The 11,705-nt window shown below is 68.7% G+C and carries 10 protein-coding genes; 1 reads left to right on the top strand and 9 read right to left on the bottom strand.

What is annotated here, in order from left to right; genetic code table 11:
- Positions 1-75: 75 nt before the first annotated feature.
- The 3 genes from MUU77_RS05730 to MUU77_RS05720 form a co-directional block, all read right to left on the bottom strand.
- A complete protein-coding gene (locus MUU77_RS05730) occupies positions 76-2,196 on the bottom strand; it encodes a GGDEF domain-containing protein (RefSeq protein ID WP_245092567.1) in 2,121 nt (706 codons plus the stop codon).
- Positions 2,193-3,086: a phosphate/phosphite/phosphonate ABC transporter substrate-binding protein gene (locus MUU77_RS05725; RefSeq protein WP_245094262.1), complete on the bottom strand. Its 894-nt coding sequence runs from the start codon at positions 3,084-3,086 to the stop codon at positions 2,193-2,195. Before MUU77_RS05725 ends, MUU77_RS05730 begins: the two co-directional genes overlap by 4 nt.
- A gap of 86 nt (positions 3,087-3,172) precedes the next feature.
- A complete protein-coding gene (locus tag MUU77_RS05720) occupies positions 3,173-3,994 on the bottom strand; it encodes an RNA methyltransferase (RefSeq protein WP_245092565.1) in 822 nt (273 codons plus the stop codon).
- A 96-nt stretch (positions 3,995-4,090) separates the two neighbouring features.
- Between MUU77_RS05720 and MUU77_RS05715 the strand changes: the two genes are divergently transcribed.
- Positions 4,091-4,912, top strand: coding sequence for an inositol monophosphatase family protein (locus MUU77_RS05715; RefSeq protein ID WP_245092563.1), 822 nt, complete (start codon positions 4,091-4,093; stop codon positions 4,910-4,912).
- Between the two features lie 161 nt (positions 4,913-5,073).
- Here the strand turns inward: MUU77_RS05715 and secF are convergent, their stop codons facing one another.
- The 6 genes from secF to MUU77_RS05685 form a co-directional block, all read right to left on the bottom strand.
- Positions 5,074-6,051: a protein translocase subunit SecF gene (gene secF, locus MUU77_RS05710; protein WP_245092561.1), complete on the bottom strand. Its 978-nt coding sequence runs from the start codon at positions 6,049-6,051 to the stop codon at positions 5,074-5,076.
- A 16-nt stretch (positions 6,052-6,067) separates the two neighbouring features.
- Complete coding sequence (secD, locus tag MUU77_RS05705) at positions 6,068-7,951, bottom strand: protein translocase subunit SecD (RefSeq protein WP_245092559.1); 1,884 nt, start codon at positions 7,949-7,951, stop codon at positions 6,068-6,070.
- A 100-nt stretch (positions 7,952-8,051) separates the two neighbouring features.
- Positions 8,052-8,390: a preprotein translocase subunit YajC gene (yajC, locus tag MUU77_RS05700; RefSeq protein WP_245092548.1), complete on the bottom strand. Its 339-nt coding sequence runs from the start codon at positions 8,388-8,390 to the stop codon at positions 8,052-8,054.
- A 444-nt stretch (positions 8,391-8,834) separates the two neighbouring features.
- Positions 8,835-9,974 carry a tRNA guanosine(34) transglycosylase Tgt gene (gene tgt, locus MUU77_RS05695; protein ID WP_245092546.1) on the bottom strand — a complete coding sequence of 380 codons (1,140 nt, stop codon included), beginning with the start codon at positions 9,972-9,974 and terminating at the stop codon, positions 8,835-8,837.
- A 145-nt stretch (positions 9,975-10,119) separates the two neighbouring features.
- A complete protein-coding gene (gene queA / locus MUU77_RS05690; protein ID WP_245092535.1) occupies positions 10,120-11,154 on the bottom strand; it encodes a tRNA preQ1(34) S-adenosylmethionine ribosyltransferase-isomerase QueA in 1,035 nt (344 codons plus the stop codon).
- A gap of 59 nt (positions 11,155-11,213) precedes the next feature.
- The gene (locus MUU77_RS05685) at positions 11,214-11,645 is read right to left on the bottom strand and encodes an Lrp/AsnC family transcriptional regulator (RefSeq protein ID WP_162110149.1); all 432 of its coding nucleotides are present in this window, start codon (positions 11,643-11,645) and stop codon (positions 11,214-11,216) included.
- Positions 11,646-11,705: the final 60 nt, after the last annotated feature.

Here is an 11,705-nt window from a genome sequence, read left to right as displayed (position 1 = left end):
CGCAAGTCGCGATTGCCTGTGGTGGCCGGCAAAAGCCCGCCACTGGCGTCGCTCCCACCGCCGGCACCGGATGTTTCAAGCAACCAGTTGCGCGAATTCCGTCGCGGTGACCGGATACCCCAGCCAGTAACCCTGGGCCAGGTCGCAGCCGCGCTCGCGCAACAGGTTGAACTGGCCTTCCTTCTCCACGCCCTCGGCCACGACCGTGATCCCCAGCGAGTGCGCCATGGCGATGATCGCGGTGGTCAGGGCCAGGTCGTCCGGGTCGCGCAGCATGTCGGCGATGAAGCTGCGGTCGATCTTCACGCCGTCCACGGGCACGCGGCGCAGGTGGCTGAGGCCGGAGAAGCCGGTACCGAAATCGTCCAGCCACACCTTCACGCCGGTGCGGTGCAACGTGGCCAGCAGTGCGCTGGCATGCGCCTCGTCGCTGATGACGGCGGTTTCGGTGAGTTCCAGGTGCAGGCGCGAGGCCGGCAGGCCGGTATCGCGCAGGCACTCGGCCACCACGTCGGGCAGGTCGCCGCTGCGCAGCTGCCGCGGCGACACGTTGACCGAGACGAACAGCGGTTCCATCGCTTCGCGGTTCCCGCCCCAGCGCGCGGCGGCGGTACAGGCCGCGCGCAGCACGCGCGGCCCGATGCTTTCGATCAGGCCGCTCTGCTCGGCCACGTCGATGAACACCGAAGGCGCCACCATGCCCAGTTCGGGATGCTGCCAGCGCAGTAGCGCTTCGGCACCGACGATGCGGCTGTCGGCCATGCGGAACACCGGCTGGTACATCAGGCTCAGTTCGCCGCGCTCCCAGGCGCCGCGCAGTTCCTGCTCCATGCGCACGCGGCGCTCCACCGCCTGGTCCATCGCGCGGCTGTAGAAGCGGTAACAGTTCTTGCCCGCCACCTTGGCCTGGTACATGGCGATGTCGCCGTTCTTCATCAGCGCGGTGGCGCCGGACGCATCCTCGGGGAACAGGGTGATGCCGATGGAGGTGCCCAGGAACACCTGGCGGTCCTGCACCACGATCGGACGGCCCAGTTCCGCCACCAGCTTCTCGGCCAACCGGGTGGCGCTGCCGCGCACGTCGCCGTCCTGGATCAGGATGACGAACTCGTCGCCCCCGAAGCGCGCCAGCAACGCATCGTCGCCGCCCATCTGGTCGACCGCATCGCGGATGCGATGGGCGAACTGCTGCAGCACCTCGTCGCCGGCCTCGTGGCCCAGGGTGTCGTTGACGCGCTTGAAGTCGTCGATGTCGGCGAACAGCAGCGCCAGCTGCCGGCCCGCGCCACGGAGCATCATCAGCCGGTGGTCCAGGCTCTCGCGGAAGGCCAGGCGGTTGGTCAGCCCGGTCAGCGAATCGGTATAGGCCATGCGCCGCACGTCGCGGTCGTGCCGGGCGATGCTGTCGCTCATCGTGCCGAACGCACGCACCAGTTCGCCCACCTCGTCCTGGCGCTCGCTCACCATGCGCTCGCCGTTGTAGTTGCCCACCTCGATGTCGTGCGCGGCCCGCGCCAGTTGCCGGATCGGCCGCACCAGGGTGCGCTGCGCGTACACCATGATGGCCACGCAGACCAGCACCAGCGCCGCCAGCAGCAGGGCGATCCAGCCCAGGTGGCGCGCCCCCAGTTCGTTGAGCCGCGCGCGTGCGGCGGCGATCGCCTTCTCCTCGTAGGCACGCACCGAGGCCACCGAATAGCCCACGCGCACGCCGCCGATGCGCTCGCTGCCGATCATGATGGGCTCGGAGACATCCACGATCTGCGCCGACCACTGCGTATGCATGCCGCGCGCGTTGACCGCCTCGTAGGCCAGCGGGTCCGTCATGGTCTGGCCGTACACGGCGATGTCGGCCGTGCCGTCGTGGATGATGCGGCCCTGGTTGTCGTAGACCAGCACGTAGCTGACATCGGGCTCCTTCTGCGCGGAACGCACGATGCCGCCGATCGCGTCCAGGTCGAAGTAGTACAGCGGATTGGCCAGGGCATCGCCCAACTGGTCCACCGTGGCCTCGCCGTGCCGGCGCAGGCTGTCTTCGACCATGCTGTGCATGGCTTCCCGCCCCAGGTCGGCGACTTCCCGCTGCATCACCTTCTGCCGGTGCAGCAGGGTACCCAGCAGGGCGAGCACCACCGCCAGCATGATCGCCATCGCCGCCAGGAAGCGCGCCTGCAGGCCGAAGCGCATGGCCCTCATTCCAGTTGCTCCCGGACGCGCGCCACGCCACCGCGGAGGTCGTCCAGGGCCCGCTGGGACGCCGGATCCACCGGCAGGAAGCGGGTCGTGCGGAAGAACACGCTCAACGCCTCCCGGGCGGCCGGATCCTGGGCGGCCTCGAGCAGCACTTCGCGCAGGCGCGCCTCGATCTTCGGGTCCAGGTCGCCCCGCACCATCTCCAGCGCACGCGGGAAATCCTGGGTCTCATGGATGACGCGGAAGTCGCGCCGGAACGCGGGCGGCATGCGACGCACATCGTCCCAGTCGAGGTTGCTCACCACGCCGGCGTCGACCAGCCGCTTGTGCACCCAGGCGGCGATGTTGAGCTCCGATCGCGCGAACACGTAGCCCACCGCGTCCGCCGAGGGCCGGTCCATGGGCGAAAGCAGGATTTCCAGGCGCTGGCCCGCATCGAGCAGCGCGGTCGCCGGCGCGAAATAGGCGCTGGTGGACGCCGTGTTCTGGAAGGCGACCGTCCTTCCCTCCAGATCCGACAACCGCTCCAGACCGCTGTCGCGGCGCACGAAGAAGACGCCGTGGTAGCGGCTCACCCCGCCGCGCTCGGTGAGCAGCAGCGCACGGGCGCCGGCGCGCTGCTGCAGCTGCATGCCGGTGCCGGCGGTTTCGGTGACCCAGTCCACGCGCCCGCGCCGCAGGTAGCTGGTCATCTGCTGCGCGTCGCGCGCCATCAGGATGCGGCCCTCGGTGATGCCGACATCGCGCATGCGCGGTACCACGTAGTCCAGCAACGGCTTGAGCTGCTCGTAATGGGCCTTGGGATCGTCGCTGATGCGTCCCAGGACGAGTACGCGCTCGTCGCCGGCGGCATGGGCCGGCGCGGCGAGGCTGGGGAGCAATGCTGCGCCGATCGCGGCCAGCGCCAGGCTGAACCAGGTTGTACGCAACGATAGACGCCCGCCAGAACGATGGCGGCAGCCTATCGGAAAACGTGACTTCAAGACAGTGATCCGTTCCCGCCACCGCCTGCCAGGCGGGCCATGCGCTGGGCATCGGCCAGGATGCCGCGCAACAGGCGCACCTCCTGCTCATTCAGGTGGGCCTTGGCGAACAGCCGCCGCAGCTTGCGCATCGCCGAGTCCGGCGTGCGCCCCTTGTGGAAATCGATGGCGTCCAGGGTATCGCCCAACTGGCTGAAGAACCCTTCCATGTGCGCATGGCTGGCAGGGCGGTCGTCGGGATGGGACGGTGCTGTCCCGGCCGGGGCCGTGTCGCCCAGCAACGCCAGCCTCAGCTCGTAGGCCAGCACCTGCACCGCCGCGGCCAGGTTCAACGAGCTGTACTCGGGATTGGCCGGAATGTGCACGGCCGCATGGCAGAGCTGCAGTTCCTCATTGCTCAGGCCGGTGCGCTCGCGGCCGAACACCAGCGCCACCTCGCCGCCCGCGGCCGCCCGGGCCATCGCCAGCGCTGCCGCCTGCCGGGGCGCGTGCTCCTCCAACTGCACGCGGCGGCTGCGCGCCGTGCACCCCAGCACCAGGTGGCAGTCGGCGACCGCCTCGGCCAGGGTGGCGACCACCGGCGCATCGCCCAGCAGGTCGTCGGCGCCGGCCGCGCGCCGGTAGGCCTCCTCGGCCGGGTAGTCCTCGGGGGCCACCAGCACCAGGCGCGCCAGGCCCATCGTCTTCAGCGCGCGGGCCGCCGCGCCGATGTTGCCGGGATGCTGGGTACCCACCAGCACCACGCGCAGGCGGACGGAAGCGGCCAGGGAAACGGGATCCGCAAAGGCGGAACCGGTGGAGGAAAGGGGCGTGTTCATGGGGGCAAATGGTAAACTGCGCGGGCCGGCCGCTGCGCCGTGCTGCTCTTTTCCACTTGTTCACCCCGCTCCCACGCCTGTCCGAGGTCCGTTCGCATGCAGAAGCCCGTCGTCACCGTCATGGTCAAGGCCGCCCGCCTGGCAGGCAACGTGCTGTTGCGGAGCATCAACAAGCTGGACGCGCTGAACGTGGTGCAGAAGGAGCGGATGGACTACGCCAGCGAAGTCGATTCCGACGCCGAGAAGGTCATCATCAAGGAGCTTCGCCGGGCCTACCCGGACTACGGCTTCGTCGGCGAGGAAAGCGGCGCCCAGATCAACGGCCGCTACACCTTCGTGATCGACCCGCTGGACGGCACCAGCAACTACCTGCGCGGCTTCCCGCACTACTGCGTGTCCATCGCCCTGGTGGACAACGGCGAACCCACCGACGCGGTGATCTTCGACCCGCTGCGCAACGACCTGTTCACCGCCAGCCGCGGTGCCGGCGCCCAGCTCAACGAGCGCCGCATCCGCGTGGCCGACCGCAAGGAACTGACGGGCGCCATGATCACCACCGGCTTCCCGCCGCGCGAGCGCGCCCGCGCCGGGGCGCAGCTGGAGTGCGTGCGCGAGCTGCTGGTGCATGCCGAAGACATCCGCCGCACCGGCTCGGCCGCCCTCGACCTGGCCTATGTGGCCTGCGGACGGTCGGATGCCTATTTCGAAGCCGGCGTGAAGGACTGGGACATCGCCGCGGGCGTGCTGCTGGTGCGCGAGGCCGGCGGCAAGGTGTGCGATTTCCGCGGCGCCGCGCTGGGCAAGATCGACGGCCGCACCGCCCTGCCCCGCCAGATCGTGGCGGGCAACCTGAAGGTTGCCGAGGCCTTGCAGAAGACCATCGTCAGCTCGGGCTACGCGGCGTCGTTCAACGGCTGACCGCAATCCTGTAGGAGCGCCCCCTGGGCGCGATGCTGTTGCGGATGCCCGGGTAGAGCATCGCGCCCAGGGGGCGCTCCTACAGGCATCCACGAGTGTCTGGATGGCCACAAAAAAGGCCGCGCAATGCGCGGCCTTTTCCATTCCTGCGTCCGTCCGGCTTAGGGACGGCGCGCCAGCAGCGCCTCGTCCTTCGCCTTCGGCATCAGGTCCTGCTTGCTGACCTTCAGGAAGCCGATGGTCAGCAAGGGGCATGCCACGAAGATCGAGGAGATCGTGCCGATCACGATGCCGATCATCTGCGAGATGGCCATGCCTTCCAGCGAGCCGCCGCCGTACAGGTACAGCGCCAGCACGGTCAGGAACGCCACGAACGAGGTGATGATGGTACGGGACAACGTCTGGTTGACCGAGCGGTTCAGTACTTCCACCGGCTCCACCCGCAGGCTGCGGAAGTTCTCGCGCACGCGATCGAACACCACGATGGTGTCGTTGATCGAGAAGCCCATCACCGACAGCAGGCCGGCCAGGATGGTGAGGTCGAACTCGCGGCCGGTCAGGGCGAAGAAGCCCGCGCAGATCAGCACGTCGTGCAGGGTGGTGACGATGGCCGCCACGGCGAACTTCCATTCGAAGCGGAAGCCGATGTAGATCAGGAAGCCGGCCACCACGAACAGCAGCGTGTACAGGCCGTTGAGCGCCAGCTCCTTGCCGACCTGCGGGCCGACGAACTCGCTGCGCATCACCGTTGCCTGGTTGTCCGGGCTGGAGGCCAGGCGGACCACCTCCTGCGCGGTCTGGTCGGTGGCGGCGGCGGCGTCGGGCGCGGCGGCCCCTTCTTCGCGCGGCTGCAGGCGGACCAGCAGGTCGCTGCCGGTGCCGAAGGTCTGCACCTGGGCGCTGCCGTAGCCGGCGGCTTCCAGGCGCGAGCGCACCTGGTCCACGTCGGGCGGATTCTGGAAGCGCAGCTCCACCACGGTGCCGCCGGTGAAGTCCAGCGCGAAGTTGAATCCCTTGAAGGCGATGGCGCCGATCGCGACAGCGGCCAGGATCACGGCGATGGCGATCGACACCCACCGCAGGCGCATGAAATCGATGCGGGTGTCGTTCGGGACGAGATGCAGGGGAAAGAGTTTCATGGTTCGTGTGCTCTCGTCAGATGGCCAGCGACTTCAGCTTGCGGCGGCGGCCATAGATCAGGGTGGCCAGGCCGCGCGAGACGGTGACCGCGGTAAACACCGAGGTCAGGATGCCGATCACCATGGTGATGGCGAAGCCCTTGAGCGGGCCGGTGCCGAAGGCGTACAGCGCCACGCCCGCCAGCAACGCGGTCATGTTGGAGTCGAAGATGGTGCCCGAGGCCTTGTCGTAGCCGGTGGCGATGGCGCCCAGCGGGGGGAACCCCGCCCGCAATTCTTCGCGTATGCGCTCGTTGATCAGCACGTTGGCGTCCACCGACATGCCGATGGTCAGGGCCAGGCCGGCGAAGCCGGGCAGCGTCATGGTGGCGCCGAACAGCGACATCACCGCCACCACCATCACCAGGTTGAGCAGCAGCGCCACGCAGGTGATCAGGCCGAACATGCGGTAGTACACCAGGAAGAACGCCAGCGCGAAGATGAAGGAGTACACCACCGCCTTGGTACCGCGGGCCACGTTCTCGGCGCCCAGGCTGGGGCCGACCACGCGCTCTTCGATGAAGTCCATCGGCGCCGCCAGCGAGCCGGCACGCAGCAGCTTGGCCAGGTTGTCGGCCTCGGTCTTCTCCAGGCCGGTGGTCTGGAAGTTCTTGCCGAACACGCCGGCGATGCGGGTGGGCGCCAGGGCCTCCTCGCGCACGCGCACGCTGCGCACTTCCTTGCCGTCGACCATCGTCACGGCGGGCACCCGCTCGATGTACACCACCGACATCAGCTTGCCCACGTTGGCGCTGGTGTAGTCGAACATGCGCTGGCCGGCGACGTTGTTGAGGGTCACGTCCACGGCCGGCAGGCCGTTGTTGTCCACCCCGACGCGGGCGTTGACCATCTCGTCGCCGGACGCCAGCACGCGCTTGTTCAGCAGCACCGGGCCGCCGTTGTCGCGCAACTGGTAGACCTTGGCCTCCGGCGGGATGCGGCCGCTGGCCACCGCATCGGCGGCATTGCCTTCCACCACGGCGCGGAACTCCAGCGTGGCGGTCGCGCCGATCAGGCGCTTGGCCTCGGCGGTGTCCTGCACGCCGGGCAGCTGCACGACAACGCGGTCGTTGCCCTGGCGCTGGATGATGGGCTCGGCCACGCCGATCTCGTTGACGCGGTTGCGCAGCGTGGTGAGGTTCTGCTCGATCGCCTCGGAGGCGATCTGGTCCAGCTCCGCCTGCGGCAGGCCGATGGTGATCTGGTTGCCGCTGGCCTGGTAGGTCAGGCCGGCACCGGCCGCCAGCGTGCCGGCGTTGCCGCCGCGCGCGCTGAGGGTCTGGGCCAGCGCCTGCTGCGCGGCGGCCACGTCCTCGCCATCGGCCAGCGTCACCAGCAGGGCATTGTCCGGGCGCCGCTCGACGGCCGTGTAGCGGATGCGCTTGTCGCGCAGGGTGACGCGCACGTCTTCCAGATAGCCTTCCACGCGCTTGTCCAGCGCGGCCTTCTGGTCGACCTGCATCACGAAGTGCACGCCGCCCTGCAGGTCCAGGCCCTGCACCATCGAACGGGCGCCCAGCTTGCCCAGCCAGTCGGGCACGGTGGACGCCAGGTTCAGCGCCACCAGATAGTCCTCGCCCAGCGCCTGGCGCAGCGCGTCGTTGGCCTTGGTCTGCTCGTCCAGGCCCGGCAGGCGGACCAGCAGGGTGCCGTCGTCGACCTCGATCTGCTTGGGCTGCACGCCCGCCTGCTTGAGGGCGGTGTCGATGCGCGCACGCAACGCGTCGTCGATGGCGAAGCCGCGGTTGGCGGTGATCTGCACGGAGGGATCCTGCGGATACAGGTTGGGCAGCGCGTACAACGCGCTCGCCAACACGACGATCAGGATCAGGACGTATTTCCAGCGTGGGAATTCAAGCATCGGGGCGACCCGCGCAAACCCTTCCCGGGCATGCGCTCAGCAGTGGTGCGGATGGAAACGCGGGATCCGTCCCGCCGCACGGGCGGCAGGACGGGGTGGATCAGGCGGACTTCAGCGTGCCCTTCGGCAGCACGTTGCCCACGGCGGCCTTCTGCACGCGCACGCGCACGTTGTCGGCCACTTCCAGGGTGACGAAGTTGTCGCCGATGTCGGTCACCGTGCCGGCGATGCCGCCGGAGGTGATGACCTCGTCGCCCTTGGACAGCTTGTCCAGCATGGCGCGGTGTTCCTTGGCGCGCTTCATCTGCGGGCGGATCATCAGGAAGTACATGATGGCGATCAGCGCGATCGGCATCAGCAGCCCGAAGCCGCCCATGCCCTGCTGGGCCGGTGCGGCCTGGGCGAGCACGGGGGCAACGAAGAAATCAAGCAGATTCATGGACTTGTCCAGTCGGTATCGAAAGCAGCCGGGGATTATGCCACGCGGCGGGAAGCCCCGCCCGGGCCTCCCCGCCGACCCGGACCGGAAAAGACCGCGTCGGCGCCGGATGGTTCCCGGCCGGCGCCCGCAAGCGGCCCCGCCGAAGGGCTCCGCCTCGCCCGCCAAGCCTGCAGGAGCGCCCCACGGGCGCGATGCTCTTCCGCACGCCCCCCCCCGGAAAGCATCGCGGGCATGGCCCGCTCCTACAGGCGCATCGCGGGCATGGCCTGCGCGCACAGACGCCTATCGATGCGTCGCGGGCAACCGTGGCTTCCCCGACGCCGCACCTCGCTCTGTGTAGGAGCGCCCCATGGGCGCGATGCTCTTCCGCACGCCCCCAGGAAAGCATCGCGGGCATGGCCCGCTCCTACAGGGGCAGCGGACAACGGGAGATGCGACCGACTACAGGGGCGCGGGGGCCATGCCCCGGGCCGCGTAGAAGGCGGCCCGGAAATCCGCGAACCGCCCTTCCGTGATCGCCGCGCGCATCTGCGCCATCACCTGCTGGTAGTACCAGAGGTTGTGCAGGGTACCGAGCATCGGGGCCAGCATCTCGTTGCAGCGGTCCAGGTGGCGCAGGTAGCTGCGGGTGAAGCCGTTGCGGCAGGCGTAGCAGCCGCACCCCGGTTCGATCGGCTGCAGGTCGTGCTCGTACTTGGCGTTGCGGATGCGCACCGTGCCGAACGAGGTGAAATAGTGGCCATTGCGCGCATTGCGGGTCGGCATGACGCAATCGAACATGTCCACGCCGCGCGCCACCGCCTCCACCAGATCCTCGGGCCGGCCCACGCCCATCAGGTAGCGCGGCTGGTCTGCCGGCAACTGCGGGCACGTATGTTCCAGCATGGCATTGCGTTCGGCTTCGGTCTCGCCGACCGCCAGGCCGCCGATCGCGTAACCGTCGAAGCCGATCGCCTTCAGCCCGTCGGCTGAGCGGGTGCGCAGGTCGTGGTGCACGCCGCCCTGCACGATGCCGAACAGCGCGGCGTCGTTGCCCTCATGCGCATCCTTCGAGCGCTCCGCCCAGCGCAGCGACAGTTCCATCGACCGTTCGATCACGCGCTTGTCCACGGGCTTGCCGTTGAGGTTCACCGGCGGGCATTCGTCGAAGATCATCACGATGTCGCTGCCCAGTACCCGCTGGATCCGCATGCTTTCCTCGGGCCCGAGGAACACCTTCGCTCCGTCCACCGGCGAGGCGAACGTCACGCCCTGCTCGGTGATCTTGCGCCGGTGCGCCAGCGAGAACACCTGGAAACCACCCGAGTCGGTGAGGATCGGCTTGTCCCAGCGCGCGAAGCCATGCAGGCCGCCGTGTTCGCCGATGACCTCCAGCCCGGGCCGCAGGTACAGGTGGAAGGTGTTGCCCAGGATGATCTCCGCGCCCAGGTCTTCCACGTGCTCGGGCAGGATGCCCTTCACCGAGCCGTAGGTGCCCACCGGCATGAAGGCCGGCGTCTCGATGGTGCCGCGCGGGAACGTCAGCCGGCCGCGGCGGGCGGCCCCGTCGGTGGTCAGCAGATCGAAGGACATGCGGCTCATGCGGCCACCATCCCGCGCGCCCGATCTCCGTCATTCCGGCGGAAGCCGGAATCCATTTGGCTCTTACCGCTCGGCAGGGATGCCAAGATCAAGATGGATTCCGGCTTTCGCCGGAATGACGGCAAGAGGACCATGTGCCTGCACTTCACTTGGCATCCTCCGGGAACAACAGCATCGCGTCTCCATACGAAAAAAACCGGTACCGCTCGCGCACCGCATGGGCGTAGGCGGCCATGATCCGGTCCTTGCCGGCGAACGCGCTGACCAGCATCAGCAGCGTGCTTTCCGGCAGGTGGAAATTGGTGACCATCGCATCGACGCTGCGGATGCGGTAGCCGGGGAAAATGAAGATCTGCGTCTCGCCGGCAAACGGCTGCAGTTCTCCTTCCCGCATGGCGGACTCCAGCGCACGCACGACCGTGGTGCCCACCGCGATGACGCGGCCACCGCGGGCGCGCGTCGCGCGCACCTGCTCGACCAGCGCGGCACCGACGTTGAGCCACTCGCTGTGCATGCGGTGCTCGTGGATGTTGTCCACGCGCATCGGCTGGAACGTTCCGGCGCCGACGTGCAGCGTCACGTGGCCGAACTCGACGCCGCCATCGCGCAGCGTCGCCAGCAGCGCATCGTCGAAGTGCAGGCCGGCGGTCGGCGCCGCCACCGCGCCCAGTTCGCGGGCGAACACGGTCTGGTAGCGCTCGTCGTCGTCCTGCCCCGGCGCACGTTGTATGTAGGGTGGCAGCGGCAGGCGCCCGGCCTTCTGCAGCCAGCTTTCCAGCGAATCCGGGACATGGAAGCGCAAGCGGTAGAACTCGCCGTCGCGGCCGACCACTTCCGCCTCGCCGCCGGCATCCAGCTGGATGCGGCTGCCCGGCTTGGGCGATTTGCTGGCGCCCACCTGCGCGCGCGCGGCGTTTTCGGGCAGCAGGCGCTCGATCAGGATCTCCACGCGCCCGCCGCTTTCCTTCTGTCCGAACAGGCGCGCCGGGATCACGCGGGTGTCGTTGAACACCAGCAGGTCGCCGGGCTGCAGCCACTCGGGCAGGTCGCGGACGTGGCGATCCACGAACGGCGCGCCGCCCGGCGGCACCACCAGCAGGCGGCTGGCGGAACGCTCCGGCAGCGGCGCCTGGGCGATCAACGCCTCGGGCAGGTCGAAATGGAAATCGGACTTCTTCACGGTCGGTGCCTTGCGGGGGCGTGCATTGTACGTGACCGGCCCGCAAGGCCCGGGGCCGCTCAGCGCTCGAACTTGGTCGACAGCACGATGGACGAGGTGGTGCGCTCGACGCCCTCCAGCGCGCCGATGCGGTCGGTCAGCAGGTCCATGTCGCCGACGCTGGGCACCGCCCCGATGGCGATCAGGTCGTGGCTGCCGCTGACCGAGTGCAGCACGCGCAGCTCCGGCATGGCGCGCAGGGCGGCGACCACCGAGGTCATCTGCTTGGGATGCACGGCGATCATGATGTGCGCGCGCAGGTGGCTGCGGTCGTACTCGTCATGGACGCGGACGGTGTATCCGCTGATCACGCCCTCGCGTTCCAGCCGCTCGATCCGGCTCTGCACCGTGGTCCGCGAGAGGTTCAGCCGGCGGGCGATCTGGGCGGTGGAGGCGCGCGCGTTCTCACGGAGCACTGAGAGCAGTTGCTGGTCGGCGTCGGTGAGCTTCATCGGGCGCTTCATTTCGTCGAATCGACGAAATATCCATGAATTTAGCGCAGATCACAACTG

It is taken from the genome of Pseudoxanthomonas sp. F37, assembly GCF_022965755.1.
Classification (GTDB): Bacteria; Pseudomonadota; Gammaproteobacteria; order Xanthomonadales; family Xanthomonadaceae; genus Pseudoxanthomonas_A.
This window is presented reverse-complemented; position numbering and strand designations above follow the sequence as displayed.

Coding starts and splice junctions, on each gene's coding strand:
- MUU77_RS05730 (WP_245092567.1), bottom strand. CDS start 2,196: ATGAGGGCCATGCGCTTCGGCCTGCAGGCGCGCTTCCTGGCGGCGATG.
- MUU77_RS05720 (WP_245092565.1), bottom strand. CDS start 3,994: ATGAACACGCCCCTTTCCTCCACCGGTTCCGCCTTTGCGGATCCCGTT.
- MUU77_RS05715 (WP_245092563.1), top strand. CDS start 4,091: ATGCAGAAGCCCGTCGTCACCGTCATGGTCAAGGCCGCCCGCCTGGCA.
- secF (WP_245092561.1), bottom strand. CDS start 6,051: ATGAAACTCTTTCCCCTGCATCTCGTCCCGAACGACACCCGCATCGAT.
- secD (WP_245092559.1), bottom strand. CDS start 7,951: ATGCTTGAATTCCCACGCTGGAAATACGTCCTGATCCTGATCGTCGTG.
- yajC (WP_245092548.1), bottom strand. CDS start 8,390: ATGAATCTGCTTGATTTCTTCGTTGCCCCCGTGCTCGCCCAGGCCGCA.
- tgt (WP_245092546.1), bottom strand. CDS start 9,974: ATGAGCCGCATGTCCTTCGATCTGCTGACCACCGACGGGGCCGCCCGC.
- MUU77_RS05685 (WP_162110149.1), bottom strand. CDS start 11,645: ATGAAGCTCACCGACGCCGACCAGCAACTGCTCTCAGTGCTCCGTGAG.